Below are 26,121 nucleotides of genomic sequence, written 5' to 3' on the forward strand. Positions count from 1 at the left end.
CGGCCGCGCCGGTCTATGTAAAGACCGGACCCCAACATCACGGTAGGCAGGATCATGACCACACATTCACGCGGCGTCTCGGCAACCATCGATCCGGTGAAGCTCGACAGGCTGGCCGAGGTCGCCATCAAGGTCGGGCTGCAGCTGCAGCCCGGACAGGATCTGGTGCTGACCTCCTCGATCGCGGCGCTGCCGCTGACCCGGCGCATCGTCGAGCATGCCTACAAGGCCGGCGCCGGACTGGTGACGCCGATCTTCAACGATGACGAGATCACGCTGGCGCGCTTCCGCTATGGCGCCGACGCCGGCTTCGACCACGCCGCCGGCTGGCTCTACGAAGGCATGGCGAAAGCTTTCTCCAAAAATGCGGCGCGGCTTGCGGTGCGCGGCGAGGATCCGTCGCTCTTGTCGGCGCAGGACCCGGCCAAGGTGGCGCGCGCCAACAAGGCGAACTCGATGGCCTACCAGCCGGCGCTGGAGAAGATCACCGGCTTCGACATCAACTGGAACATCGTCGCCTACCCTGATCTCGCCTGGGCGAAGCAGGTGTTTCCAGGCGAGCCCGACGACGTCGCCGTGGTGAAGCTGGCGGACGCCATCTTCGCGGCATCGCGCGTCGACGTCGAGGATCCGATCGGCAACTGGAAAGCGCATAACGCGGCTTTGGCAGAGCGCACCAAATGGCTGAATGCGCATAATTTCGATGCGCTTCATTTCACCGGACCGGGCACCGACCTGACCGTCGGCCTGGCCGAGGGCCACGAATGGATGGGCGGCGCCTCGACGGCCAAGAACGGCATCACCTGCAACCCCAATATCCCGACCGAGGAAGTCTTCACCACGCCGCATGCAAGGCGCGTCGAGGGCCATGTGTCGTCGACGAAGCCGCTGTCCTACCAGGGCACGCTGATCGACGAGATCTCGGTGCGCTTCGAAGGCGGCCGCATCGTCGAGGCAAAGGCCTCGAAGGGCGAGGACGTCCTGAAGAAAGTGCTCGACACCGACGAGGGTTCGCGGCGTCTGGGTGAAGTGGCGCTGGTGCCGCATTCCTCGCCGATCTCGGCCAGCGGCCTGTTGTTCTTCAACACGCTGTTCGACGAGAACGCCGCCTGCCATATCGCGCTTGGGCAGTGCTATTCGAAATGCTTCGTCAATGGCGCCGCGCTTAGCCAGGACGAGATCGCCAAGCGTGGCGGCAACAAGAGCTTTATCCACATCGACTGGATGATCGGCTCGGACAAGATCGACATCGACGGCGTGGCCAAGGACGGCAGCCGCGTGCCGGTGATGCGCAAGGGCGAGTGGGCCTGAGGAGTTCTTTCGTTAAGCAATTGCGGTCCGCGAACCGCTGCACACTTTTCCTGGAATTGCCTGGTAAGGAGGCGCGATGGCCTTCGACATAGCAGTGAAGCGCGTCTACGAGGCGCCTGACAAGGCGGACGGCCAGCGCGTGCTGGTCGACCGCATCTGGCCGCGCGGCGTCCGCAAGGAGGATGCCGCGCTGACGCTATGGCTGAAGGAGATCGCGCCGAGCGATGAACTGCGCAAATGGTTCGGGCATGAGCCGGAGCGCTGGGCGGAGTTTCAGAAGCGGTATCGGGCTGAGCTGGACGGGAATGGCGAGGCGGTGGCGCAGCTGCGTGGTCTGCTGCGCGACGGCAAGGTGACATTGCTCTATGGCGCGCATGACGAGGCGCATAACAATGCGGTGGCGCTGGCCGGGTTTTTGCGAGCCTAGGCATTGAAACGCCGGCGGGACAGCGCCCCCCTCTGTCCTGCCGGACATCTCCCCCACAAGGGGGAGATCAGCAGCTCGAACGCCCCGCTTATTCCTGCGACGTTGCAGATTGGCGAAAGCCGGCGTGAAGTCCAATCTCCCCCTCGTGGGGGAGATGTCCGGCAGGACAGAGGGGGCGCCAAGGATCACGACCTACAAGGTTGAGTCATGTTTCACCTTCGCCTCGTAAACCTCCGGCTTGAAGCCAACGAGAACGTCATCCCCCAGCTCCAGCACGGGCCGCTTGATCATCGTCGGCTTGGCCAGCATCAGCTTCCTGGCCTTCTTCTCGTCGAGTCCGGCCTTGTCCTTGTCGGGCAGTTCGCGGAAGGTGGTGCTGCCCTTGTTGAGCAGCTTTTCCCAGCCGACCTTGCCGATCCAGCCGTTGAGCCTGTCCGCCTCGATCCCCTCGGCGCGATAGTCGTGGAACCGGTAGGGCACGTCATGGCTCTCCAGCCAGACACGCGCCTTCCTGATCGTGTCGCAGGTGGTGATGCCGTACATGGTGGTCGTCAAGGCGGACCTCGGGAATGTTGCGAATCTGAGTGAATCCTAAGCCCGCCGGTGGGGCTTTGCCAGCACTCGGGTGGCTTGTGATTTTGCACTTGCCAACACTAAGGTTTTTTCCTAAGTAAATAGCAACGGAGCCGGGAGGAAAGTCAGCCATGAGCCTGCAGACCGTCAGCCAAAGCATGCCGCCGATCGACGGCATCTTTCGCGCGCTGGCCGATCCGACGCGCCGGCGCGTGGTCGAGCGGCTGAACAGGAGCCCGGCCTCGGTCAGCGAACTGGCCGAACCCTTCGGCATGGCGCTGCCCTCCTTCGTCGAGCACCTCAAGGTGCTGGAAGGCTGCGGGTTGGTGCAGTCTGAAAAAGCCGGGCGGGTGAGAACCTACCGGCTCTCGCCCGAGCCGCTGAAGCTCGCCGAAAACTGGCTCGCCGAGCAGCGGGCGCTGTGGGAGCGCCGCCTCGATCAGTTCGACGCCTATGTTATGAGCCTCAAGGAGACTGAAAAGTGACCTATCCCTTCAAGCCCAACCCGAAGCTGGATCTAACGCTGGAGCGCTTCCTCGACGCGCCGCGTGACCTGTTGTGGCGCGCCTGGACGACGCCCGAGCACGTCAAGCAATGGTTCACGCCGAAGCCCTGGATCATCACCGATTGCGAAATCGACCTCAGGCCCGGCGGCCTGTTTCGCACCCGCATGCAGTCGCCCGACGGCAAGGAGGTCAGCGACCGCCATTGCTGCTATCTGGAGATCGTGCCGAACGAGCGGCTGGTGTGGACCGACGCGCTGCTGCCGGGCTACCGGCCTTCCGGCGAACCCTTCATCACCGCAATCATTGCGCTGACGCCCGAAGGCAAAGGCACGCGCTACACCGCCACCGCGATCCACCGCGACGAGGCGACGCGCAACAACCATGAAGAGATGGGTTTTTTCGGGGGCTGGAGCACGGTGGCCGACCAGCTTGCGGACTATGTGAAGACGATTTGATTTGAGATTTTGCCCAAGCGGCGGCAGGAGCGCGTAGCTCTCGCCGCCGCGTGGGCAGAAACAGTCTAGTAGTAAAAACGCTCTTCGCTGATCTTGCCGTTCTTGACCGTGTAGAGACCGACCTCATCCATGGTGACGCGCTCGCCTGTGGACTTGGGCGTTATGTCGAACTTGAAGCGCAGCGCGAACTGGTCGCCATTGACGTAAGGGCCGTCAATCGAGCCGCCGTGAACCTCATGGTTGGCTTCCCACCACTCGCCCTTCTGCTTGACGGCGTCCTTGCCGTTGCAGACGGCCATCGGCCCTTCCATCGCCTCATAGCTGACGATGTCGTCGGCATTGTACTTCGCGGCAGCGCCGTGGCTGTCGCCCTGCTTGAGGAGTTCCGTGAAATCCTTGGCAATTTCGGCAGTGGTCATGATTTCCTCCTGTTCAGACGAGTTGCAAGTAGGGCAGCGATTGCTCGCTTGCCACCGATGCGCCCGCTCCAAGGTGACAATTCGTGTCAGCAGGTGGCGTCGCCAAATGATAACCGCGGATTGAGGTGCTCACATGACGGCATGTGCATCATCCTGGCCGATCAGCTGCCAGCTACTATGGACTTCGTACTCGCCCTCGTGGCTGTGGATCAGTGCAAAATTCCGCACTCTCCACCTTACTGGCTCGACGAGCCGTTCTTGGATTTTCGGCACTTCGTTTCTGTCGCGGAGCAATGTCACATGAGGCTCTAATTTGCTGGTCACGAAATCCTGGAGCGGACTGTCATGGACGACCGCCGAGAGTTTACGCCAGAATTCCTGCAAGACCGGCGAATGATCGCCGCTGCGAAGCACCAAGGCTCCACCGCCGAAAGCCGACAATCGGTCGAAGCAAACGTCGAAGGGCTTTGCCTGTATCAGCGAACCGATGTGGCGAGCTGCCTCCCTCACGTATTCGGATCTGCCGTCGCCTAGGCCCATCAGAGTTATGTGTATCTGCTCGACCGGCGTTAGCCATGCGTTGCGCAGCCCGTACTCCCGACAGTAAATTTTGCCTCGATCCGCTAAAAGCTCATTGTCGGGCTTTTCGACCAGCGCTCCATAAAAGAAATGGGGCTCTTTCGTCCGCTTAGGTTTTGGGTTCCGGTCGCCCAAGCGGAAACATAACTGGCCATTCTTATTCTCGTCGTACCACGGTCCTTCGCCCATGGCTGATCCCTCTTGGATATCATCCAAGGTGCCAATATAGAACAAAACAAGAACAAACTACAAGGGCAAATAGCACCCGCGCTCGATAGCCAGACGCCGCACCAGCGCCAGCACGCTGTCGATGATCGGCGTCGGCTGGCCTGTCAGCCGGCCGAGTTCCTGCACGGCGGTGACCAACGCATCGATCTCCATCGGACGGCCGCGCTCGAGGTCCTGCAGCATCGAGGTCTTGTGCTCGCCGACGTCGCCGGCACCCTTGATGCGGCGGTCGACCGCGACCGGAAAGCGCACGCCGAGTTGCTCGCCGATCGCCTGCGCCTCCAGCATCATGGCGCGGGCAAGGGCGCGCGTGCCTTCGTCAGCGACGATTGCTGCCAGCGTGCTGCCGGTCAGCGCCGAGATCGGGTTGAAGGACAGATTGCCCCAGAGCTTTGTCCAGATCTCCGAGCGAATATCCTCACGAACCGGCGCCTGCAGCCCAGCCTTGACCAACTCGCGGGCAAGTGCCGCGACACGCTCACTTTTTCACCCGAAGGCTCGCCGAGCGAAAAGCGCGTGCCTTCGACATGACGGATCAGGCCCGGCGCGTCGACCTCGACCGCCGGATAGACGACGGAGCCGATGACACGCTCCGGCCCGATGCGTTGCCAGATCGTGCCGCCGGGATCGACCGCGGCAAGGCGCGTGCCTTCCAGCGCACCGCCCGCCCTGTAGAAATACCACCACGGTACGCCATTCTGCATGGTGACGACCGCGGTATCGGGGCCAAGCAAGGGCGCGATCTGGTCGAGCGCCGGCGCCAGCGAATGCGCCTTCAGCGCCAGCACGACATAGTCCTGCACGCCGAGGTCCTCGGCCCGCGCCGCCGCCCTCACCTGCGCGGTCGTTTCCTTGCCGTCCTCGATCAATTTGAGGCCGTCAGCTTTGATCGCATCGAGATGGGCGCCGCGCGCCACCACCGACAGGTCGACCCGGCCGGCGAGCGCCAGCTTTGCCGCGAGATAACCGCCGATCGCGCCGGCGCCGAAAACAGCAACGCGCATCAGCCGAGCCCAAGCTTGGCGGCGAGGCCGATGCGCTGCAATTTGCCCGTCGCGCCTTTCGGAATCTCGTCGAGGATCAGCACCTTGCGCGGCACCTTGAAATCGGCGAGCCGCGTCGCGGCAAAGCCGCGGATGTCGGCCTCGCTGGCGCTCTCGCCTTCGCGCAGCACGACGGCGGCCGCGACCTCTTCGCCGAGCTTGTCATGCGGCATGGCGAAAGTGACGACCTGCACCACGGCCGGATGGTCCATCAGCACCTCGTCGACCTCGAGCGGCGAGATTTTTTCACCGCCGCGATTGATGATCTCCTTCAGCCGGCCGGTGACGCGCAGATAGCCGTCGTCGTCGAGCACGCCCTGGTCGCCGGTGTGGAACCAGCCATGCGCGAAGGCGCTGGCGTTGGCGTCCGGGTTCTTCTCATAGCCGGCGGTGACGTTCGGGCCGCGAATGACGATCTCGCCGGTCTCGCCGGCGCTGAGCAAGCGCCCGTCGGGCGCCATCACGGCCACGTCCGGCCCGGCGCCGGCGCCGACGCTGCCCGGCTTGCGCTGCCCGGGCGGCAGGCGGTTGGAGGCCATCTGATGCGCGGCCTCGGTCATGCCATAGGATTCGATCACCGGGCAGCCGAAGGTCGCTTCCAGTTCGCCCATCACCTGCGCCGGCAGCGACGCCGAGGACGAGCGGATGAAGCGCAGCCTCGCTCCGGCCAGTTGTTCGGGATTGCGCGCGGCGCGCGGCAGAATCGCCTGATGCATGGTCGGCACCGCCGTATACCAGCTCGGCTTCGCGTCGGAGAGCCATTGGAAGAAGCGCAGCGCGTTGAAGCCAGGCGTGCAGAAGACGCTGCCGCCGGCAGCGAGCGACGACAGCACCGCCGCGATCAACCCGTGGATGTGGAACAGCGGCATGATGTTGAGGCAACGGTCGTCCGGCCCCAGGCCGAGCGTCGCGCCGATATGCGCGGCCGAGGCGGCGAGGTTGGCATGGCTGAGCGGCACCAGCTTCGGCCGCGACGTGGTGCCGGATGTGCAGCAGCAGTGCGATGTCGCCGTCCTTTGCCGACCCGGAGGTGACTGACGGTCCGACCGGATCGCCCTCGATCGCGAAGACACCCGCGGGCGCGTTTTCCGGCACGACCAACCGCAGCACGCGGATGCCGAGCTTTGCGGCAATTTCGACCACCGGTCCCGTCTCGTCCTTGCCAACGAGGATCGCCTTGACGCCGATGTCGCTCAGATAAAAATCGAGCTCGTCGGCGCGATAGGCCGGGTTGAGCGGCGCGGTCGAGGCGCCCGCCGCCACAGAGATAAAGGCGGTCGCCATTTCCGGTCCGTTGGGCAGCACGATGGCGACACGGTCGCCACGGCCGATGCCGAGCGCATTGAGCCGCGCGACGGTGCCGTGGATCAGGTTGCGCAGTCCGCCGTGGGAAAGGGCCGCCCGGTCAGGCGCCAGGATCGCCGGCGCGTCTTCGGCGCCTGCGGCAAGGCGGTGGGCGAGATCGATGTTTTCTGCTCCGGTCATGGTTCCAACTATGTTTCGAGCGATTGGCCGATGTCCAGGAAACCCTAGAGCGTTTCACCGTTTCACGGAAACGGCGAACCGCTCTATCTCTTTGTTTTGACGCAATTCCGGACGGAGGGTTACGGCGAAGTCGCCGAACTTAACCGCTACGCACTTTTCCTGGAATTGCTCTAGCTCAATATCCGAGCGCCAGCCCATCCTTGCGCGGATCGGACGCACCCGTCAGCGTCCCCTTCTCCCAATCGATCAGCACCGCTTGGCCGCCGCCGAGCGGATGATCGGGTTCGACGACGCGATGGCCCCGGCGGCGAAGCCCTCGGTGGCATCTGGGCGCACGCTCCGCTCGGCCTCGACGACATCGTGATTGTAGAAGACGCGCGCGGCATCGATCGCCTGCTGCGGGTCCATGCCGAAGTCGATCATGTTGGTCAGCACATGGACGTGACCGAAGGGCTGGTAGCCGCCGCCCATGACGCCGAACGGCATGACCGCGCGGCCACCCTTAGTCATCATGCCCGGCATGATGGTGTGCATCGGCCGCTTGCCGGGCGCGATGGCGTTGGGGTGCTTTGCATCGAGCCTAAAGCTCGCGCCGCGGTTCTGCAGGATGACGCCGGTTTTCGGACCGACCACGCCGCTGCCGAAGGAATAGTAGGTCGAGTTGATGAAGCTCACCGCATTCAAGTCGCGATCGACCACGGTGAGGTAGACCGTGTCGCTGCCCGGCAGATCGAGGCGCGGCAGATGCGTCATGGCGCGCTCGGGATCGATCGCGGCGCGCAACCTATTTGCATAGTCGCTGGAGAGCAGCGCCTTCACCGGAACGTCGACATGATCCTGGTCGCCGAAAAAGGCGTCGCGGTCCTGGTAGGCCAGCCGGCCCGCCTCGATCTCCAGATGCAGCCGTTCGGCGCCGTTGGGGTCCAGCGCGTCGAGGTCGAAACCCGACAGGACGTTGAGCATCAGCAGCGCGGTCAGGCCCTGGTTGTTGGGCGGCATCTGGTGGACGTCGTGGCCGCGATAGGAGGTGCTGACCGGGGTCCTGTAGTCGCCCTTCGTCGCGGCGAAATCGTCGAGCGTGTGCAGCCCGCCGAGCTGCCGCAGCCGACCGACGAGATCTTCAGCGACCGCGCCTTCGTAGAAACCGGCGCGGCCTTTTTTCGCGATAATGCGCAGCGTTTCGGCAAGCTCCGGCTGGCGGTGCACGTCACCAGCCTTGAGCGGCTGGCCGCCCGGTAGAAAAATACGCGCCGCGAACTCGTCGGCCGACAGGTCGGTTTCCGGGTCCTGCCAGTCGAAGGCGACGCGGTCATGCACGACGTAGCCGTTCTCGGCATAATGAATGGCCGGTGCCAGCGCGTCTTCTATGCTCTTGCGGCCATGGTCTTCCAGGAGCTGGCACCAGGCATCGATGGCGCCGGGAATGGTGACCGCGTGCGGGCCCTGTTTCGGCAGCTCGTTGAACCCCTTGTCCAGATACCAGTCGACGGTTGCCGCCTTGGGCGCGCGGCCTGAGCCGTTGAAGGCGATCACATTGCCCTCGCCCTTGGGGCAATAGAGCACGAAACAATCGCCGCCGATGCCGGTCGACTGCGGCTCGACCACGGCCTGGACGGCCGCGGCGCAAACGGCGGCGTCCATCGCATTGCCGCCGGAGCGCAGCATGTCGATGGCGGCGAGCGTTGCCAGCGGATGCGAGGTGGCGGCCATGGCCTGGGTGGCGCGGACCGGCGAGCGGCCGGGAAACTGGAAATCACGCATGCTTTATCCCTGAATTCAACGTCCGCGGCCGAAAAGCTGGGCAGCGGACAACAAGACGATCGATAGCACGATCAGGCAAGTCGAAATGGCGGCAATCGTCGGATCGATCTGGTCGCGCAGCGCATTGAACATGCGGCGCGTCAGCGTCGTGGTCTCGCCGCCGGAGATGAACAGCGACACCACCACCTCGTCGAAAGAGGTAATGAAGGCAAACAGCGCGCCGGAAACGATCGAGAAGCGGATCTGCGGCATCGTCACCTGGAAGAAAGCCGAGAAGCGATTGGCACCCAGGCTGCGCGCCACTCTCTCCTGGTTCATGTCGTAAGAGCGAAGGCCGGAAAGCACGGTCAGCACCACCAGCGGCAACGCCTGCACGGTATGCGCGATAACCAGGCCGGTCAGCGTGTTGTTGAGGCCGATGCGGGCATAGAGAAAGAAGGTGCCGATGCCGACCAGGATGACCGGGACAATCAGCGACGCCGTGAGCAGCGCGTTGATCAAGCCCGTCAACCGCAGCGTGCCAGCGTTGATGGCGTAGGCGGCGGCGGTGCCGAGCGGTGTCGCAACAAACATCGTCATCACCGCGACCTTGACCGAGACGATGGTGGCGTCGCGCCACTCCAGCGAGCCGAAATAGCTTTCATACCAGCGCAGCGACCACTGTTGCGGCGGGAATTGTAAGAGGCTCGAACCGGAGAAGGACATGATGACGATGATGACCGACGGCGCGATGAGGAACAGCATGACAAGGCCGCCGAGCGCATAGAGCCAGAGGCGTTGCCGGTGTGAAATGGGCAGGCTGTTTTCCATGCTCATCGCCGGTTCCACACACCCGTTGCGCGCGCGCCGAGCAGCCACTGGAACAGGCCGAGCAAGGCCAGCGTCACGGCAAGCAGCACGACGCCGAGCGCTGCGCCGGCGCCCCAGTTGGAATAGAGGCTGGTGGTCTGCTCCATGCGCATTGCCCACATGATGACCTTGCCGCCACCCATCAATGCCGGCGTGACGAAGAAGCCGAGGCAGAGCACGAAGACGATGACCACGCCCGAGGCGAGGCCGGGCAGCGACAGCGGAAAGAAGATCTGCCGGAAGGTGGCGGCCGGACTGGCGCCGAGATTCATGCCGGCGCGCAGGCAATCCATGTCGATCGTCTTCATCGAGGCATAGAGCGGCAGCACCAGGAACGGCAGCATGATGTGGGTCATGCCGATGACGACGCCGGTGAAGTTGTTGGCGAGCGGCAGCGGCTGATTGATGACGCCGAGATCGATCAGCCAGCTGTTGATCAGGCCCTTGCGTTGCAGGATGACCAGCCAGGCATAGGTGCGCACCAGCACCGAGGTCCAGAACGGCAGGATGACGAAGATCAGGCAGATCGAGGCGGCGCGGCGCGGCAGCTGCGACAGCATATAGGCCAGCGGATAGCCGAGCACGACACAAGCGCCGGTGACGGTGAAGGCGATCTTGAAGGTGGTGAGGAAGGTCTTGATGTAGGACGCCTGCTCGAAGAAGCGCGCGTAGTTCGAAGCACTGAGCTGGCCCGTCTCGTCGAACAGCGAAAGCCAGAACAGCCAGCCGATCGGCACAATGATGATGGCAAAGACGAGCAGCAGGCCGGGCGACAGCAGCGCCAGCAGGCCGAAGGATTCGCGGCGCGCATCGGTGTGCAACGCATCGGCGTTGAGCGCGCCGGCATTGTCCGGGATGGCGGACCCGATGCTCATTGATCCGCCACCAGCACGATATCTTGCGCGTCGATGCCGAGATTGACCGGCTCGCCCGGCGCCGGCAATTTCGCCAGCACGTCGGAGCGGCAATAGTCGCGCAGCGTCACCTGGCGGCCATCGCGCAAGGTTGCGTAGCAGACGAAGCTGTCGCCCTGGTAGATGACGTCGCCGACCGTTGCCGGGATGACGTTGATCTCGGTCGTCTCGGCGCCTTCGGCGACAAGCCGCAGCTTTTCCGGCCGCACCACCATCAGCTGCCTGCCGGAGGACGGCGCGGCGGCTGTCATGCGCAGCTTCCTGTCCTCATACCAGACGCTGCCATTGCGGCATTCGACGGGAATGAAGTTGGAATCGCCGATGAAGCCGGCGACGAAGCGCGTGCCGGGGCTGGCATAGAGCACCTCCGGCCGGCCGATCTGCTCGATGCAGCCGGCATTCATCACAGCGATGCGGTCCGACATGGTGATCGCCTCGCGCTGGTCGTGCGTGACATAGACGGTCGTCATGCCGAGCCTTCGATGCAGGTTGCGCAATTCGATCTGCATGTGCTCGCGCAGGCCCTTGTCGAGCGCAGACAACGGCTCGTCCATCAGCACGATGCGCGGTTCGAAGACGATGGCGCGAGCCAGCGCCACGCGCTGACGCTGACCGCCGGAGAGCTGGTCGACGCGGCGTTCGCCAAGTCCTTTCAGGCGCACGAGGTCGAGCACCCGTTCGACACGCTCGGCGGTTTGCGTCGCCGGCACGCGGCGCTGCTTCAGCGGAAAGGCGATGTTGTGGAAGACGTTCATATGCGGAAACAACGCATAGTTCTGGAACACCATGCCGATGTTGCGCTTGTGCGGCGGCATGGCGATGATCTCCTCGCCGCCGACCTTGATCGAGCCGGCATTGGCGCGAACGAAGCCGGCCAGGATCATCAGCAGCGTCGTCTTGCCGGAGCCCGAGGGCCCAAGCAGCGTCAGGAATTCGCCGGCGGCGACATCGAGCGAAAGATCACGCAGCACGGAGACGCCGCCGAACCTCTTTTCGATGCCGCTTATGCCGATGGGAAGCGCGGTCGGCGCGATGGACAAGAGCATCTCCCTGGCTCCGATACATTGACGCGGAAGCGAGCGAGGCGGCAGCTGAGCGCCACCTCGATTTTGTTGTTACGCAATCCCGGACGGAAAACCGCTACGCACTTTTCCTGGAATTGCTTGCCCGCTTATTGCTGGATCAGGTTGTTGAACTTCTCGGTCGCGTCGACGAGGTTGTCACGCCAGAATTCGGGATCCTGGAGCACCTGCTTCTTGACGTTTGCCGGCGCCGAGTTGATGTCCCTGATGCGGTCCTGCGGGATCTTGCCTGTCTCGAAGGCCTTCTCGTTGGCCGGGCCGTTGTCGACATAGAGCGGCAGATTGGCCTGGAGCTCGGGGCTGACGAATTTGGCCAGCGCCTTCATGGCGAGGTCCTTGTTCTTCGAACCCTTCGGGATGACCATGCAGTCCGCGGTCAGCACGCCCTGGTCGAAGGAGAAGCTGACCGGCGCGCCTTCTTTCTTCAAGGTGCCGGCGCGGCCGTTCCAGATGCTCGCCATATCGACCTCGCCGTCCTTGACGAGCTGCATGGCCTGCGCGCCGGAGGTCCACCAGGCATCGATATGGCCCTTGACCTTGTCGACGGATTGCAGCGCGCCGTCGATGTCGACCGGATAGACCTTGTCGATCGGGATGCCCTTGGCGAGTGCGGCGACGCTCAGCGTCTCCGTCGCCTGGCTGCCGGACAGTGCGCGACGTCCAGGGAATTTTTCGACGTCCCAGAAATCGGCCCAGGTCTTCGGCCCCTTGTCGCCGAAAACATCCGTGCGGTAGATCAGCACGACGGAGGTGTAGGAGATGCCGACCCAGTCGTCATGGACGAGCTTCGGGTTGATGCCGCTCTTGTCGATGACGCTGTAGTCGAGCTTCTCGAACAGGCCCTCCTTGGAGCCCCGCGCGCATTCATCGGCGCCGAGTTCGGTGACGTCCCATTTGACGGCGTTGCCGGTGACCTGCAGGCGCACGTCATCGAGGCCGTTGGTGGTGTCCTGCTTGATGGTGATGCCGAGTTCCTTGGCCGTCGGATCGAAGAAGGCCTTGGTCTGCGCGTCCTGATAGGTGCCGCCCCAGGAGGCGACAGTGATGGTGTCGGCGGCCGAGGCCGGAACGGCGACCGAGGCCAGCAGGCCGGCGATAGCCAGGCCATGAATACAAAGTTTCTTCGTCATTTTCGCTTCTCCAACCGGTGTTCCCGTTATCATTGATTTGGTATGCGAATTTGTATACAATTTTGAGTGTAATTCGCCGGATGCCGATGTCAACAAGGGTCGTCGCGTTTTTTGGCGATAGGGAAACAAGGCAGTTTGCAGCGGCTGTTCCTCGCGAACAGCCTGTTTCAAGCAGGAGCCAAAAGGCACTAGACTGCGAATCCATGACAGACGGTGAGAGGCGGGACGGTTGAGCAAGGAGAAGAAGGACACGCTGCGCGATTCGGTCTTCGGGTCGCTCAAGGCGCTGATCATCACAGGGCAGCTTCCGCCGGGCGCACGCGTGACGGAGAGCGAAATCGCCGAGCGGCTGAAGGTCAGCCGCACGCCGGTGCGCGAGGCCTTCAACCGGCTCGAGCGCGACGGCCTGGTGATCGGCCGCCCACGCCAGGGCTATATCGTCGCCGAGTTCAACCTGACCATGTTCCGCGAAGCCTTCGACATTCGCGAATTGCTCGACGGGCGCGCGACCGAGCTGGCGGCGGCCAACGCCACCGCCGCCGACAAGGCGCGGCTGCGCCACATGCTTGCCGAATGCGAGCGGCTGGCGGCGATCCCCGAGCGCAGCACCAGGGAAAAATTCGAGGAGCTGCAAGTCGGCATCGACCTGCACCGGGTGATCGCCGAGATCAGCGGCAACGAGATGCTGCACGGCATGCTCTGCGGTATCCTCGACAAGTGCCAGCAATATGTCTGGACGGAGCTGTTGTGGCTGGACGAGTGGAAGCTCACCCGCGAGGAACACACCGGCATCGTCGATGCGATCTGCGACGGGGATGTTGCCTTGGCTGGCGAGCGCGCCCGCGCGCATGTGCGCGGATCGCGCGAAAACATCCTGCGCCTGCTGCAGGCCAAGTCCGACTATCAGGGATTTTTCGCCAAGGCGTCGTGATAGCCCGACGCGTTGCCGCGCCGGGCCGGAAATCGATCAGGCGCCGTAGCCGATGATGCCCTTGACCTCGAGGAAGTCGTGGATCGCCCAATCGGCATACTCGCGGCCGTTGCCGGACTGCTTGTAACCGCCGAAGGGCGCGAACGTGTCCCATTCCGGATAGTTGATCGACACCTGGCCCGCGCGCAGTTGGGCTGCGACTTTGCGTGCATGGTCGATATCGCCGGACTGCACATAGGCGGCGAGGCCGTAGACGGTGTCGTTGGCGATCTTCACCGCGTCGTCATCGTCGTCGTAGGAGATGACCGACAGCACCGGGCCGAAGATCTCTTCCTTTTCGATGGTCATGCCGGGCGTGACATGGCCGAACACGGTCGGCCTGACATAGTAGCCGCGGTTAAGGTGTTCCGGCCGGCCGGGGCCGCCGGTGACCAGCGTGGCGCCTTCCTTGATGCCGGCTTCGATCAGCCGCTGGATCTTGTTGAACTGTAGCTCGCTGACGACTGGGCCGAGCTTGGTGTCTTCATTGCGCGGGTCGCCGACATTGTGGGCTTCGGCGGCCCTCTTGGCGATGGCGAGCGCCTCGTCGTGGCGGGCTGCCGGCACCAGCATGCGGGTCGGCGCGTCGCATGACTGGCCGCTGTTGCCGAAACAGCCCTCGACGCCCTTCCTCACCGCCGTTTCGAAATCGGCGTCCGGAAGCACGATGTTGGCCGACTTGCCGCCGAGTTCCTGCGCCACACGCTTGACCGTCTCGGCAGCCGTCTTGGCGACGATGATGCCCGCCCGGGTCGAACCGGTGAAGGAGACCATGTCGACATCGGGATGGCCGGCCATGATCTGGCCGACATCCGGACCCGTGCCGTTGATCATATTGTAGACGCCCTTCGGCGTGCCGGCGGCTTCCATCACTTCGGAAAAGACGATGCCGCTGATCGGCGCGATCTCGGACGGCTTCAGCACGACCGTGCAGCCGGCGGCGATCGCCGGCGCCACCTTGCAGACGATCTGGTTGAGCGGCCAGTTCCACGGCGTGATCAGCGCGCAGACGCCGATCGGTTCCTTGACCACCATGGTCGAGCCGCGCTTTTCGGCGAACTCATAGTCCTCAAGGGCATGAATAGTGGCTTCCATATGCGCGCGGCCGGCCCAGGCCTGCGCCTCGCGCGCCCAGGTGATGGGTGAACCATTTTCCTGACTTACGGCCTGGGCGATGTCCTCGAAGCGTTCGTTGTAGACTTCGAGGATGCGCTTCAGCAGCGTCAGGCGCTCGGCCTTGCTGGTCTGCGAGAAAGACGGGAAGGCGGCCTTGGCGGCGGCGACGGCCCTGTCGACATCGGCCTTCGAGCCGACGGAAATCTTGGTGTAGGCCTCTTCGGTCGACGGGTCGATGACGTCCAATGTCGCCGGGACGGCGGGCGCCACCCATTTGCCGTCGATGAAAAACTTCAGATGATTGCTCACGAAGGGCTCCGTTATCTGGGAATGGAGGAAAGGTTCAGTTGGAGAGCATAGGGCAGTTGGCGCCACGCCGCAGACTGATATGCGCCACATCGCCGACGCTGAATTGAAAACCGTCGGCCCCGCGCGGGGCGTCGATGACGATCGGTGTGCCCTGCCCGAGCTCGGCGTGAAGGCGCAGCGTACGCCCATGGAAGACGACGCCGCTGACCCGCGCCGGCGCGGTACCGTCGGCCGCTTCGCCGGTGACCAGCAGATCTTCCGGGCGAACGCCGACGGTGCGCGTGTCGCCGGCAGCCGGCGTCTCGCCATCGTCGGACGTCGCTTCCAGCGGCAGGTCGCCGGCTGCAAAGCGCAGACGTTCGCCGTCGCGGCCGAGGAAGCGCGACTGCAAGAGGTTCATGGTGCCGATGAAGGAGGCGACGAACTTCGTCGCCGGCCGGTCATAGAGCGTGGCAGGCGGCGCGATCTGCTCGATGCGGCCCTTGTCCATGACGACGATGCGGTCGGAGATCGATAGCGCCTCGGTCTGGTCGTGGGTGACCATGACGAAGGTGGTGCCGAGCCGCGACTGCAGGCGCTTGAGCTCCACCTGCATCTGCTCGCGCAGATGCGCGTCGAGCGCCGACAGCGGCTCGTCGAGCAAAAGCACGCGTGGCTGGCAGACGATGGCACGGGCGAGCGCGACGCGCTGGCGCTGGCCACCGGAGAGTTCCGAGACACGGGCGCGGACCTTATCGGCGAGCCCGACCATGTCGAGCGCCTCGCGCATGCGCTTCGCCTGGTCGGCGCCGGACATTTTGCGCAGCGACAGGCCGAAGCCGACATTGGCCGCCACATCCATATGCGGGAACAGCGCATAGTCCTGGAAGACGGTGTTGACGGGGCGCTCGAAGGGCCTGAGGCCGGTGATGTCGCGGCCATCGAGCAGGACATTGCCGCCGGACGGACTTTCGAAGCCGGCGATGACGCGCAGACTTGTGGTCTTGCCGCAGCCGGAGGGCCCAAGCAGGGTCAGGAATTCGCCTTGGGCGATATCCAGATCGACAGTGTCGAGGCCGACCACGCCGCCTGGGAAAACCTTCGAGACTTTCCGCAGTCGAACGAGCGCGTCAGGCGCCATCGCGCACCTCGGACGGTTTTGTCGTGTTGACCCAGAGGATCTCACAACGCTCGACACCGGGGTTGCGGAAAGCGTGCAGCAGCGTGCTCTTGAAGGCGAAGCTGTCACCGGCCTTCAGCACATAGGTGGTGGCGTCCACCACCAGTTCGACCTCGCCGGTCATCACCAAGCCGAATTCGTGGCCGGCATGGGCGTAGGCTTCCGCAGTGCCGCCGCCGGCCTCGACCGTCACCAGCATGCCGGTGAGCGTCGCCCCCGGCGGTGACAGCAGCGCCTTGGCGATGCCCTCGGATTTGACGGGTATCTGCCGCCGCTTGTCGGCGCGCACGCAATAGAGATCGTTGACCGCCTCGTTGCCGTCGGTGATCAGCGCCGACGGCTCGATGTCGAGCGCGGCGGCCAGCGGCCAGATCACCTTGACGCGCAGCGAGGACATGCCGCGCTCGATCTGGCTGAGTGCGCCGATGGAAATGCCGGCCTTTGCCGCAAGCTCGGCCAGCGACAAATTGCGCTCCAGCCGCAGCGCCCGCACGCGCCGGCCGACGCGGACATCGGCGTCGTCCTTCGGCTTGGCTTCGTCAAGAATGTCCATGCAATCGTCCTCGTTGTCTTCCCTTCTCCCCTTGTGGGAGAAGGTGGATCGGCGCGTTAGCGCCGAGACGGTTGAGGGTGTTCCAGCGAAGTGAGACGTTCGCATTCCCTGGAGCACCCCTCATCCGTCGCCTTCGGCGACACCTTCTCCCACAAGGGGAGAAGGGAAGATCAGGCTCACCCGCCGGCCTTCACTTTCTCGAACATCTTGGCCACATCGTCATTCTGCTTCATCGGGCCGGTGAAGATCGTCGACTTCAGCATCACGTCCGGATCCGCCGGCAGTTGCAGCTTGTCGAGCTCGTCCTTGGACACGCCGGCGAAAGCGGTCGAAAGCGAGCTGCCATAGCCATAGGACTGGATCAGGAACTTGCCCGAATCGGCGTCGAGCCGGCTGTTGATGAAGTCATAGGCGAGATCGACATTCTTGGCATCCTTGAGCATGACGAAGCCGCAGGCCCAGGTCAGCATGCCTTCCTTCGGCTTCATGAACTCGACCGGCACGCCCTGCTTCTTGAGCGAGGTGGCCGACGCGTTCCAGGTCATGGCGGCGACCAGCTGGCCGCTGGCCAGCGCCTGCTCGACCGAGGTCATGTCGGTGGTGTAGCTCGACAGCAGCGGGCGTTGCTCGCGCAGCTTTTGCGCGACCTTGTCCATCTGGTCCGGCGTCATGTCGAAGGGGTTCACGCCGGCCAGCAGCGCTGCGACGATCGGCGTGTCATGTACGGCGTCGATGGTCGCCATGCGGCCGGCATATTGCTTGTCCCACAAAGGTTCCAGCTCGCCTCCGGGTTCTTCACCAGATCGGTGCGGTAGAGGATCGAGGTGTTGCCCCAGTCCCACGGCACCATCCACACCTTGCCGTCGCCGGCCTGCAAATCGGGCAGGTTCTTGAATACCGGGAAGATTGAGTCCCAGTTCTTGATGCGCTTGGTGTCGATCGGCTGCAGCAGCCCTTCCTTGTTCCAGCGCGCCACCTTGTCATAGCAGGGATGCGCGATGTCGGGGCGGAAGCCGGCCTTGACCTTGGTGAAGGCGTCGTCGTCATCGCCGAAGATCGTCGCCTCGACGCCGTCGGGATGCGCGGCAAGGAAACTCTTGTTGAAGTCGGGCAGCTCATAGCCCGACCAGGTGAAATATTGCAGCTTGTCGGCGGCGAAGGCGACTGTCGACGACAGCGCCATGGCCAGCGCCGTGACGCCCGCCAGGGCTCGGCCGGTGATCGATTTCAAGTGGATTGTCATTTTCGTTCTCCTCTTCATTGTTGTGGTCATGCTGAATTACGGCGCGCGGTACCAAGGCCGCGATGACGCAGGATTTCGGCGGAGCCGGCGATGATGAAGGACACGCTGAGGATCACCGTTCCGAGCGCCATGACGGTGGGCAGCGAGCGAGGGAAACGCAGCTGGCTCCAGATGTAGAGCGGCAGCGTCGGCTCGGTGCCGGCCAGGAAGAAGACGACGATGAATTCGTCGAATGAGATCAGGAAAGCCAGCATGAAGGCCGAGATGATGGCAGGCAGGCTGAGCGGCAGCATGACGCGCCGGAATGTCGTCCAGTCGGAAGCGCCGAGATCGAGCGCCGCTTCGCGAATGGTCTTCGGGATGGCGGCGAAACGGCTGCGCATGATCACCACCGTTGTCGGCAGCGCGACGAGGATGTGGCCGAGCACAATCGCAATGCGCGACGGGCCGAGGCCGATGAGATTGATGAGGATCAAGAGCGATATGCCGACGATGACCCCCGGGATCAGGATCGGCAGCCGGGCGATGGCGCTGATCGTCGCGGCAAGCGGCGAGCGGCCGTAAAGGTCCATGTAGGAAACCGTGATGCCGCAGAGCGTCGCGCCGGAGGCAGCGATGAAGCCGATGACCAGGCTGTTGGCCAGGGCGCCGGACAGAGCGGGGTTGCCGTAGAGCGTCCGATACCATTCAAGGGTAAAACCCTGCAACGGGAAGGCCGCCTGAATGGAGTTGTTGAAGGAAAACAGCGGGATCAGCAGAACCGGCAGATAGAGAAAAACCAGGTAGCCAAGCACATAGAGGCCTAGCCAGTGGCCGCCCGTATTGGTGTCGGCGCGCGCGCTCATGTGCGGCTGCCAAATCTGCGGTCGGCACCACGCGCGACCAGCACCACGCACAGGATGACCAGCATGACGCAGACCGAGAGGGCCGCGCCGAACGGCCAGTCATTGGCCTTGCCGAACTGCGACTGGATCAGCGTGCCGATCATGGTGCTGGCGGGGCCGCCGACCATGGCCGGCGTGACATAGTCGCCGACGGTCGGCACGAAGACGACCAGTGCCGCCGCCAGCACGCCCGGCATGGAGTTTGGCAGCACGACGCGGCGGAACGATGTGAAGGGCCGTGCGCCGAGATCGGAAGCGGCTTCGAGCAGCGATTTCGGGATCGTGTCCAGCGCCACGTAGATCGGCAGGATGGCGAAGGGCGCATAGGCATGCGCGAGCGTGACGACCACGGCCGCCGGCGTGTTGAGGAAGGCAAGCGACGGCTGCGACCAGAGGCCGGTCTCGAGGAGGGCCGAGTTCAGCACGCCATTATAGGCAAGCACGATCTTCCAGGCGAAGACGCGCAGCAGATAGCTGGTCCAGAACGGCAGCGTTACCAGGAAAAGCAAAGGTTGCGGCGGCGCCCGGCGTGGAAGGCGAGATAATAGGCGACCGGATAGGCGGTGACGACGGTTGCCAGCGTCACCAGGCCGGCGATGATCAGCGAGCGCAGCGTCACCGTCCAATAGAGCGGGTCGGTGACGACGGTGAGGAAATTCTGAGCCGTCAGCCCAGCGCCGAGCAGCGAGCCGTCATTGCTCCTGAAAGCGAGGAAGACCACCAGGCCGAGCGCGAACAGGATCAGGACGAAGGTGACCAGTCCACCCGGCAGCAGCATGGCAAGGCGGAACACCGGCGAGATGCGGTTTTCCGGCAAGGGCCGTGCTGTGACGATGGTCGACGACATTCAACTGCCTTGGGAAGCGTTCATCGAATTTATGAAATCGACTAATGCTTTTTCATATTCATGAAACTGTCAAGCTGAATCGCGCGGATCGCGGCAGCTTGAACGATCTCAGCGTTCGAACGCGTCGAGCATCCGGTACCAAGTGATAGCAGCGGCGACGCCGATTTGGCGGAAGGCGTGGAACGGGACCGGCCGGATCGGCGACAGCGGGAACGGCAATTGCGTAGCGTCGCCGCTTGCCAGATAGCTTGCCATGCGCTTGCCCAATGCGCTCATCAGGCCGACGCCCCTGCCCTGGCAGCCGACCACGGCAAGCAGGCCTTTCTCCAGCTCATGCAGATGCGGCAAATGATCGGGCGTCATCGCCACGCGGCCGAACCATCGCTTTTCGATCGCGATGCCGGACAGCGCCGGGTAGAGGCGGGCGAGCGCGCGCTCGCAATGCGCCCAGTCCGCGGCGCTGGAAGGCAGCGCCATGCGTCCGCGCCCGCCAAGCACCATGCGGCCATCGGGGCTTTTGCGGTAATAGACCAGGATGCGGCGCGAATCCGAGACGGCCTGGCCGCTGGGCAGGATTTTGGAAGCAAGCTCGGGCGGCAGCGGCGCCGTGGCGATCTGGAAGGAATGCAACGGCACGATCGTCTGCGCGAGACCAGGCCACAGACCGTCGGTATAGGCATTGGTGGCGAGCACGACCGACTTTGCGCGAAGGTCAACGCCTGCCTGCGTTGAAACGCGCCAGACGCCGGCCTCCTTGGCGAGCTTCACCACCTTTTGGTGTTCGGCGATCCTGGCGCCGGCGGAAGTCGCGACGCGCGCCAGTTCAAGCGTGTAGGACAAGGGATCGATGACGCCGGCGCGGCGGTCGAGCCAGCCGCCGAGATAGCCCTTGGCGCCGGTCATTGCCGCGATCTCGGCCTGGTCGAGCAATTTGACATCGGCGCCGCGCGCCCGCCATTGCCGGTCGCGGTTGGCGGCCGCCTTCAGGGCGGTCTCGGTATGCGCGGCCTGGATCCAGCCATTGCGCGTGAACGGCACCGCGAGCTTCTCGTCGCGAATGACATCGAACACGGTATCGGCGGTCGAGGCGGCGAATTGAACAAGGGTCTCGCCGCGCTCCTTGCCGAAATGCTCGAGCAGCCATTCCGGATCGTATTTGAGGCCGGGGATGACCTGGCCGCCATTCAAGCCGGAAGCGCCCTGCCCGATCGCGCCGGCGTCCAATACCTGGACGGACAGACCGGCGCGGGCTGCGTGCAGCGCGGTCGACAGACCCATGAAGCCGCCGCCGACGATGACTACGTCGAACGTGCCTCCGGACGCCAGGTCCGACTGGAATGGCGTGGCTGTTGGCGGCTTCCGCCAGATCGGATCGGAAAAGGCTGTCGGCACGGATCACCTGCGAAATGTCGATGTTCGTGAAAATCCTATTTTTGATTTCACAGATTTGAAAGAGTGCATCGATGGGCCAGCGCGGCAAGGTCTGTAGCGGCAGACGAGCCGGTTGCCGGACGAGGGATAGACGTTTCACCGGAATCCGGGGAAAGTGCCACCGCCAATCGAGAGGACCTGACCATGACCGATCCGACCCGCCTGCCCTCAGACGGCCTTTTCATCGGCCGCGCCAGGACCGGCGCGGCAACCCACCCGCTGGTGGTCACGGTGCGTGACGGTGAGGTCATCGACATCACCTCGACCACGGCGCCGACGGTGCGCGATCTCTGCGAGCTGAAAGATCCGGCCGGCTATGTGCGCGCGGCCAAGGGCAAAGCCATCGGCGCCCTTGCCGACATTGCCGCGAACAGTTTCGAGACCAACCGCGACGCGAAGAAACCGATCCTGCTTTCGCCCGTCGACCTGCAAGCGGTGAAGGCTTCCGGCGTCACCTTCGTCGTCAGCCTGCTCGAGCGCGTCATCGAGGAACAGGCGCGCGGCTCGGCCGAAAAGGCCGACGCCATCCGCGCCGATATCGCCGGACTGATCGGCCATGATTTGTCGAAGCTCAAGCCCGGCTCGCCCGAAGCGATGGAGATCAAGGCGAAGCTGATTTCGCGCGGCGCCTGGTCGCAATATCTGGAAGTTGGCATCGGCTCGGATGCCGAGATCTTCACCAAATGCCAGCCGATGGCCTCGGTCGGCTTCGGCGCCGATGTCGGCCTGCATCCAGTCTCGACCTGGAACAATCCGGAGCCGGAGATCGCCATGATCGCCGACAGTTCGGGCCGCATCGTCGGCGCGACGCTCGGCAACGACGTCAATCTGCGCGATGTCGAGGGACGCTCGGCGCTGCTGCTCGGCAAGGCCAAGGACAACAACGCTTCCGCCGCGCTCGGTCCATTCATCCGGCTGTTCGACGAGACCTTTTCCATTGCGGACGTGAAGCGCGCAACGGTGCGGCTCAGCGTCGAGGGCGAAGATGGGTTCTCGCTGGAGGGCGCAAGCTCGATGGCGGAAATCAGCCGCTCGCCGGAAGAGCTGGTCAAGGCCGCAATGGGGCCGCATCACCAGTATCCGGACGGGCTGGCGCTCTATCTCGGCACCATGTTCGTGCCCTCGAAGGATCGCGGTGAGAAAGGCAAGGGTTTTACCCACAAGGTCGGCGACATCGTCACCATCTCGTCGGAAAAACTCGGCGCGCTCACCAACCGCGTGCGGCTGTCGCCGGACTGCCCGCACTGGACCTATGGCGCCAGCCACCTCATGCGCGACCTCGCGAGAGCCGGCCTCCTCTAGCGACGACCGCCATCAACACAATTTTATAGAAATACCGGTGACTGCGGCCGCAATCCGCTCCAAGATCGCAGCACCCGCTTCGGCTACCGGGTGCAAGCGACCGGCGGCAATCCCGAGGCCGCCGCCCATGCCGGCATCGCCACAGGCAAGGCGCGGCTGACCGTGCTGGCGCTGATGGGCGCGATCGCCGGACTGGCGGGCATCATCCGTCTCGGCGCGCAGGGCTCGGTCGCCGCCGCCGACGGCAACGGCGTTGCGCTTCTCGCCATCGCGGCGGCGCTGCTCGGCGGCACGCGGCTGTCGGGCGGCCACGGCAGCGCCATAGGCGCGCTGCTGGTCCAAGTGGTGCTGGGCGGCATGGCGCTGCTCGGCATCGATGCCGCATGGATCAGTTCCGCGATCGGCGCTCTTGGTGTTGGCGCTGGCGGCGGACCGGCTCGGCAGGATCTGGCGCGCCCGCCGCGCCGAGCGCCGGCGGGCAGGCCAGCGCGGTTAGGCCCGACCTCACAAATATCACGCAACTGATGCAATCTGATGGGATTGCTGATGGCGTGCGCGGCTGCGCCAACATCCATTGGCGATGGAGGCTTGCCATCGCCTGAAAAAGGGAATGCTCTAGACGTTCCGGTCGGTGCTGGCAGGAGGCGCGGTCTCTCGGCCGCGTCGCGCTGACTTGGAACTGGTTTCAACATGGGAGGAAATCGAATGCTTTCGAGGCTAAGACTGCTTGTGCTTGGCTTGATCGTGGCGCTCGCCATTCCGGCGGCGGCACAGGCCAAGACGTTCTACTGGATTTCGCATGGCGGGCCGGCCGACCCGGTCTGGACCTACTTCCTGGCCGGAGCCAAGCAATGGGCCAAGGACACCGGCAACACCGTCAACACCTCGTTCCACAATGGCGACGTGGCTTCGCAACAGGAGGCTGTGCGCGCCGCGATCTCGGCCAAGGCCGACGGCATCGCCACCACCAGCCCCGATCCGGGCAGCCTGATCGAGATCGTCAAGGAGGCGCGTGCCGCCAATATCCCGATCATCAACTTCAACACGCCCGATCCGAAGGCCGACTTCAACGCCTATGTCGGCGGCGACAACGTCACCTTCGGCAAGCACTGGGCGCAGTATCTGGTCGACAAGGGCCTGGTGAAAAAGGGCGACTTCGTCTGGATGCCGGTCGAGATCCCGGGCGCCACCTATGGCGTGCAGGAAGAAGAAGGCATCAAGAGCGTGTTCGGCCCGGCCGGCATCGCCTATGAGGTGACCGAAGCCACGCTCGACCAGGCCGAAGCGATCAACCGAATGGTCGATTACCTGACCGCGCATAAGGGCAAGGTGAAGGCGATCATCGGCCTCGGCGACCTCGTCACCGGCTCGATCAAGCGCGTCTTCGACCAGGCCGGCATCAAGCCGGGCGAAATCCCGGTCGTCGGCTGGGGCAACTCGCTCGACACCACCCAGGAAGTGCTGAACGGCTACGTCAACGCCGGTCAGTGGCAGGACCCGCAGGCGACCAGCTATGTCGCGCTTTCGCTGGCCAACATGGCCGCCAGCGGCATTCCTCCGGGCTTCAACGTCATCACCGGCGCGCTCTACGAGAAGGACACCGCCGGCGTCTACGACAAGATCCTGTCCGGCAAATAATCCCTGAACCCGACGGTCGCGACTAGAAAAGTCGCGACCGTTTTCCTGTCCTGTCGCGCCGCATCGGGTGGCCGGCCCTCATGTCGCGGGTCCAATGGAAAACCGTTCCTTCATCCAACGTCTGATCGGGCGGCCGGAATTCGGCCCGCTGGTGCTGCTCGTCGTCGAGCTTGTCGTCTTCTGGGGCATCAACCCGGACTTCCTGTCGCCGCAGAACATCTCCAACATCCTGGCCTTCACCGTCGAGCTCGGGCTGATCGCGCTGGCGATGACCTTGCTGATGACCTCAGGCGAATTCGACCTCTCGGTCGGCTCGCTGTTCGGCTTTTCGCCGGTGCTGATGTGGACGCTCTACAACAGCGGCCTCACCTCGCTGGAGGTTGGCCTGCTCATCGCGCTGGTGGTCGCCGCCTTCATCGGGCTGGTCAACGGCTGGTTCGTCACGCAACTCAAGATCCCGTCCTTCCTGGTGACGCTCGGCATGTTGTTGGTCGTGCGCGGCACGGCGCTGTTCGTCACCGACGGTTTCCCGCAGCGCACCTGGAGCGCGGAAGGCAGCTGGCTGGCGAACATCCTGGTCGGTGACTTCTATGTCGGACCGTTCCGCGTCTATGCCTCGCTGTTCTGGTTCATCGGTGCCGCGATCGTGCTCGGCTACGTGCTGACGCAGAGCCGGGTCGGCAACTGGATCCAGGCAGCCGGCGGCAATCCTAGTGCCGCCCGCGCGCGCGGCGTCAACGTCAACGGCGTCAAGGTCGGCTTGTTCATCCTGTCGGCGGTGATGGCCTCGCTTGCCGGCGTCATCTCGTCGTTGCGTACCTCGGCCGCCAACCCCAACAGCGGCACCGGCTACGAGCTCGAGGTCATCGCCATGGTGGTGATCGGCGGCACGGCGTTGACCGGCGGGCGCGGCACGATCATCGGCACGGTGCTCGGCATCCTGATCCTGCGCGTCATGCGCAACGGCATCGTGCTGATCGGCGTGCCCGGGCTTGCCTACAACATCTTCATCGGCGCCATCATCCTCGGCATGATGGCGCTGCACTCATGGCTCGAACGCCGGCACCAGGCAGGAACTTGAACCATGGCTGAGCCGCTTATCCGCATGACAGACATCCGCAAGTCCTATGGGCGCGTGCAGGCGCTGGTGGACGCCAACTTCCACGTCAACGAGAAGGAGATCGTCGGCCTGCTCGGCGACAACGGCGCCGGCAAATCGACACTGATCAAGGTGCTGTCGGGCGCCGTGCCGTTGACCAGCGGCGACATCTTCATCCGCGGCAAGAAGGTGACGCTGCGCTCGACCAGCGACGCCATCGCGCATGGCATCGAGACGATCTATCAGGACTCGGCGCTGGTCACGCAGCTGTCGATCGCGCGCAACCTGTTCCTCGGACGCGAGCCGATCAAGTCGCCGCGCTTCTTGAACCGCATGGACCAGGAGGCGATGAACACGGTGGCGCGCGATCTGCTGAGGCAGGTCGGCATCACCAAGAACATCCCGCCGACGACGCCGATCGGCTCGCTGTCCGGCGGCGAGCGGCAGGCGGTGGCCATCGCGCGGGCCATGCATTTCGACAGCGACCTCATCATCCTCGACGAGCCGACCAACAATCTCGGCGTCGCCGAAACCCAAGGCGTGCTGAGCTTCGTGCGCGGCGCGCGCGATTCCGGTCATTCCTGCATCTTCATCGCCCACAACATCCACCATGTCTTCCAGGTGGTCGACCGCATCGTGGTGATGCGCCGGGGCAAGGTGGTGGCCGACGACATCGACCCGAAAAAGACCACCGTCGCCGAGGTCGAGCGCGTCATCACTGGGATGTCGGACAAGGAAATCCGCGATGCGATTACCGACGGCCCGCCATCGCATGGCTGATTTCGGCTGACACGGACTTGCATCCGAT

22 protein-coding genes and 5 pseudogenes are annotated in these 26,121 nt (G+C 64.0%); 10 read left to right on the plus strand and 17 right to left on the minus strand.

Going from position 1 to position 26,121, the window contains the following annotated elements; all coding sequences use genetic code 11:
• The first annotated feature begins 54 nt into the window (after positions 1-54).
• Both ACVDG8_RS09925 and ACVDG8_RS09930 read left to right on the plus strand, forming a co-directional pair.
• Entirely contained in the window at positions 55-1,311 is a 1,257-nt protein-coding gene (locus ACVDG8_RS09925) for an aminopeptidase (RefSeq protein ID WP_447254548.1), read from the plus strand.
• A 76-nt stretch (positions 1,312-1,387) separates the two neighbouring features.
• Positions 1,388-1,738, plus strand: coding sequence for a DUF488 domain-containing protein (locus ACVDG8_RS09930; protein WP_447254549.1), 351 nt, complete (start codon positions 1,388-1,390; stop codon positions 1,736-1,738).
• Between the two features lie 192 nt (positions 1,739-1,930).
• On the opposite strand, the gene ACVDG8_RS09935 is transcribed toward ACVDG8_RS09930, so the two are convergent.
• Entirely contained in the window at positions 1,931-2,293 is a 363-nt protein-coding gene (locus tag ACVDG8_RS09935; protein WP_447254550.1) for an ArsC family reductase, read from the minus strand.
• A 149-nt stretch (positions 2,294-2,442) separates the two neighbouring features.
• Here ACVDG8_RS09935 and ACVDG8_RS09940 point away from each other — a divergent pair, with 149 nt between their 5' ends.
• Positions 2,443-2,796, plus strand: coding sequence for an ArsR/SmtB family transcription factor (locus ACVDG8_RS09940; protein WP_447254551.1), 354 nt, complete (start codon positions 2,443-2,445; stop codon positions 2,794-2,796).
• Positions 2,793-3,272 carry an SRPBCC family protein gene (locus ACVDG8_RS09945; RefSeq protein ID WP_447254552.1) on the plus strand — a complete coding sequence of 160 codons (480 nt, stop codon included), beginning with the start codon at positions 2,793-2,795 and terminating at the stop codon, positions 3,270-3,272. The genes ACVDG8_RS09940 and ACVDG8_RS09945 overlap by 4 nt, the downstream gene beginning before the upstream one ends.
• A 65-nt stretch (positions 3,273-3,337) precedes the next feature.
• Here ACVDG8_RS09945 and ACVDG8_RS09950 read toward each other — a convergent pair whose 3' ends face one another.
• From ACVDG8_RS09950 to ACVDG8_RS09990, 9 genes and pseudogenes are all read right to left on the minus strand, one after another.
• Positions 3,338-3,691 carry a SnoaL-like domain-containing protein gene (locus ACVDG8_RS09950; protein WP_447254553.1) on the minus strand — a complete coding sequence of 118 codons (354 nt, stop codon included), beginning with the start codon at positions 3,689-3,691 and terminating at the stop codon, positions 3,338-3,340.
• Between the two features lie 129 nt (positions 3,692-3,820).
• A complete protein-coding gene (locus ACVDG8_RS09955) occupies positions 3,821-4,459 on the minus strand; it encodes a 2'-5' RNA ligase family protein (RefSeq protein WP_447254554.1) in 639 nt (212 codons plus the stop codon).
• A gap of 57 nt (positions 4,460-4,516) precedes the next feature.
• Positions 4,517-5,502, minus strand: a pseudogene (locus tag ACVDG8_RS09960) (2-dehydropantoate 2-reductase).
• Positions 5,502-7,026 (minus strand): annotated as a pseudogene (locus tag ACVDG8_RS09965) (acyl--CoA ligase). Before ACVDG8_RS09965 ends, ACVDG8_RS09960 begins: the two co-directional pseudogenes overlap by 1 nt.
• Before the next feature lie 175 nt (positions 7,027-7,201).
• A pseudogene (gene ggt, locus ACVDG8_RS09970) lies at positions 7,202-8,787 on the minus strand (gamma-glutamyltransferase).
• 15 nt (positions 8,788-8,802) lie between these two features.
• On the minus strand, positions 8,803-9,603 hold the full coding sequence (locus tag ACVDG8_RS09975; RefSeq protein ID WP_447254557.1) for an ABC transporter permease: 801 nt from the start codon (positions 9,601-9,603) through the stop codon (positions 8,803-8,805).
• Entirely contained in the window at positions 9,600-10,511 is a 912-nt protein-coding gene (locus ACVDG8_RS09980; protein ID WP_447254558.1) for an ABC transporter permease, read from the minus strand. The genes ACVDG8_RS09975 and ACVDG8_RS09980 overlap by 4 nt, the downstream gene beginning before the upstream one ends.
• Positions 10,508-11,590 (minus strand): ABC transporter ATP-binding protein, encoded by a 1,083-nt coding sequence (locus tag ACVDG8_RS09985; RefSeq protein WP_447257291.1) that lies wholly within the window; start codon positions 11,588-11,590, stop codon positions 10,508-10,510. The genes ACVDG8_RS09980 and ACVDG8_RS09985 overlap by 4 nt, the downstream gene beginning before the upstream one ends.
• A 131-nt stretch (positions 11,591-11,721) precedes the next feature.
• Positions 11,722-12,762 (minus strand): ABC transporter substrate-binding protein, encoded by a 1,041-nt coding sequence (locus ACVDG8_RS09990; RefSeq protein ID WP_447254559.1) that lies wholly within the window; start codon positions 12,760-12,762, stop codon positions 11,722-11,724.
• 229 nt (positions 12,763-12,991) lie between these two features.
• Between ACVDG8_RS09990 and ACVDG8_RS09995 the strand changes: the two genes are divergently transcribed.
• On the plus strand, positions 12,992-13,693 hold the full coding sequence (locus tag ACVDG8_RS09995; RefSeq protein ID WP_447254560.1) for a GntR family transcriptional regulator: 702 nt from the start codon (positions 12,992-12,994) through the stop codon (positions 13,691-13,693).
• A gap of 36 nt (positions 13,694-13,729) precedes the next feature.
• Here ACVDG8_RS09995 and ACVDG8_RS10000 read toward each other — a convergent pair whose 3' ends face one another.
• The 7 genes and pseudogenes from ACVDG8_RS10000 to ACVDG8_RS10030 form a co-directional block, all read right to left on the minus strand.
• Positions 13,730-15,157, minus strand: a complete 1,428-nt coding sequence (locus ACVDG8_RS10000; protein ID WP_447254561.1) for an aldehyde dehydrogenase family protein — start codon at positions 15,155-15,157, stop codon at positions 13,730-13,732.
• 34 nt (positions 15,158-15,191) lie between these two features.
• On the minus strand, positions 15,192-16,277 hold the full coding sequence (locus ACVDG8_RS10005) for an ABC transporter ATP-binding protein (RefSeq protein WP_447254562.1): 1,086 nt from the start codon (positions 16,275-16,277) through the stop codon (positions 15,192-15,194).
• The gene (locus ACVDG8_RS10010) at positions 16,267-16,869 is read right to left on the minus strand and encodes a cupin domain-containing protein (protein ID WP_447254563.1); all 603 of its coding nucleotides are present in this window, start codon (positions 16,867-16,869) and stop codon (positions 16,267-16,269) included. Before ACVDG8_RS10010 ends, ACVDG8_RS10005 begins: the two co-directional genes overlap by 11 nt.
• 176 nt (positions 16,870-17,045) lie before the next feature.
• A pseudogene (locus ACVDG8_RS10015) lies at positions 17,046-18,112 on the minus strand (ABC transporter substrate-binding protein).
• 26 nt (positions 18,113-18,138) lie between these two features.
• Positions 18,139-18,957, minus strand: a complete 819-nt coding sequence (locus ACVDG8_RS10020) for an ABC transporter permease (RefSeq protein WP_447254565.1) — start codon at positions 18,955-18,957, stop codon at positions 18,139-18,141.
• A pseudogene (locus ACVDG8_RS10025) lies at positions 18,954-19,843 on the minus strand (ABC transporter permease). The gene ACVDG8_RS10020 and the pseudogene ACVDG8_RS10025 overlap by 4 nt, the downstream one beginning before the upstream one ends.
• A 108-nt stretch (positions 19,844-19,951) precedes the next feature.
• Complete coding sequence (locus ACVDG8_RS10030; protein ID WP_447254567.1) at positions 19,952-21,235, minus strand: NAD(P)/FAD-dependent oxidoreductase; 1,284 nt, start codon at positions 21,233-21,235, stop codon at positions 19,952-19,954.
• A 183-nt stretch (positions 21,236-21,418) separates the two neighbouring features.
• Here ACVDG8_RS10030 and ACVDG8_RS10035 point away from each other — a divergent pair, with 183 nt between their 5' ends.
• The 5 genes from ACVDG8_RS10035 to ACVDG8_RS10055 all read left to right on the plus strand — a co-directional run bounded on the left by ACVDG8_RS10035 (position 21,419) and on the right by ACVDG8_RS10055 (position 26,093).
• Positions 21,419-22,576 carry a fumarylacetoacetate hydrolase family protein gene (locus tag ACVDG8_RS10035; RefSeq protein ID WP_447254568.1) on the plus strand — a complete coding sequence of 386 codons (1,158 nt, stop codon included), beginning with the start codon at positions 21,419-21,421 and terminating at the stop codon, positions 22,574-22,576.
• A 90-nt stretch (positions 22,577-22,666) separates the two neighbouring features.
• A complete protein-coding gene (locus ACVDG8_RS10040; RefSeq protein WP_455707667.1) occupies positions 22,667-23,101 on the plus strand; it encodes an ABC transporter permease subunit in 435 nt (144 codons plus the stop codon).
• A gap of 180 nt (positions 23,102-23,281) precedes the next feature.
• Entirely contained in the window at positions 23,282-24,214 is a 933-nt protein-coding gene (locus ACVDG8_RS10045; protein WP_447254569.1) for a substrate-binding domain-containing protein, read from the plus strand.
• Between the two features lie 94 nt (positions 24,215-24,308).
• On the plus strand, positions 24,309-25,295 hold the full coding sequence (locus tag ACVDG8_RS10050) for an ABC transporter permease (protein ID WP_447254570.1): 987 nt from the start codon (positions 24,309-24,311) through the stop codon (positions 25,293-25,295).
• 3 nt (positions 25,296-25,298) lie between these two features.
• Positions 25,299-26,093 (plus strand): ATP-binding cassette domain-containing protein, encoded by a 795-nt coding sequence (locus tag ACVDG8_RS10055; protein ID WP_447254571.1) that lies wholly within the window; start codon positions 25,299-25,301, stop codon positions 26,091-26,093.
• Positions 26,094-26,121: the final 28 nt, after the last annotated feature.

It is taken from the genome of Mesorhizobium sp. ORM8.1 (genome assembly GCF_053005525.2).

Excerpts from the sequence above, each read along its gene's own strand:
- ACVDG8_RS09990 (WP_447254559.1), bottom strand. The coding sequence starts at position 12,762 with ATGACGAAGAAACTTTGTATTCATGGCCTGGCTATCGCCGGCCTGCTG.
- ACVDG8_RS09955 (WP_447254554.1), bottom strand. The coding sequence starts at position 4,459 with ATGGGCGAAGGACCGTGGTACGACGAGAATAAGAATGGCCAGTTATGT.
- ACVDG8_RS10055 (WP_447254571.1), top strand. The coding sequence starts at position 25,299 with ATGGCTGAGCCGCTTATCCGCATGACAGACATCCGCAAGTCCTATGGG.
- ACVDG8_RS10050 (WP_447254570.1), top strand. The coding sequence starts at position 24,309 with ATGGAAAACCGTTCCTTCATCCAACGTCTGATCGGGCGGCCGGAATTC.
- ACVDG8_RS10045 (WP_447254569.1), top strand. The coding sequence starts at position 23,282 with ATGCTTTCGAGGCTAAGACTGCTTGTGCTTGGCTTGATCGTGGCGCTC.
- ACVDG8_RS10035 (WP_447254568.1), top strand. The coding sequence starts at position 21,419 with ATGACCGATCCGACCCGCCTGCCCTCAGACGGCCTTTTCATCGGCCGC.
- ACVDG8_RS10020 (WP_447254565.1), bottom strand. The coding sequence starts at position 18,957 with ATGAGCGCGCGCGCCGACACCAATACGGGCGGCCACTGGCTAGGCCTC.
- ACVDG8_RS09950 (WP_447254553.1), bottom strand. The coding sequence starts at position 3,691 with ATGACCACTGCCGAAATTGCCAAGGATTTCACGGAACTCCTCAAGCAG.
- ACVDG8_RS09980 (WP_447254558.1), bottom strand. The coding sequence starts at position 10,511 with ATGAGCATCGGGTCCGCCATCCCGGACAATGCCGGCGCGCTCAACGCC.
- ACVDG8_RS09975 (WP_447254557.1), bottom strand. The coding sequence starts at position 9,603 with ATGAGCATGGAAAACAGCCTGCCCATTTCACACCGGCAACGCCTCTGG.
- ACVDG8_RS09930 (WP_447254549.1), top strand. The coding sequence starts at position 1,388 with ATGGCCTTCGACATAGCAGTGAAGCGCGTCTACGAGGCGCCTGACAAG.
- ACVDG8_RS10010 (WP_447254563.1), bottom strand. The coding sequence starts at position 16,869 with ATGGACATTCTTGACGAAGCCAAGCCGAAGGACGACGCCGATGTCCGC.
- ACVDG8_RS09925 (WP_447254548.1), top strand. The coding sequence starts at position 55 with ATGACCACACATTCACGCGGCGTCTCGGCAACCATCGATCCGGTGAAG.
- ACVDG8_RS10005 (WP_447254562.1), bottom strand. The coding sequence starts at position 16,277 with ATGGCGCCTGACGCGCTCGTTCGACTGCGGAAAGTCTCGAAGGTTTTC.
- ACVDG8_RS09940 (WP_447254551.1), top strand. The coding sequence starts at position 2,443 with ATGAGCCTGCAGACCGTCAGCCAAAGCATGCCGCCGATCGACGGCATC.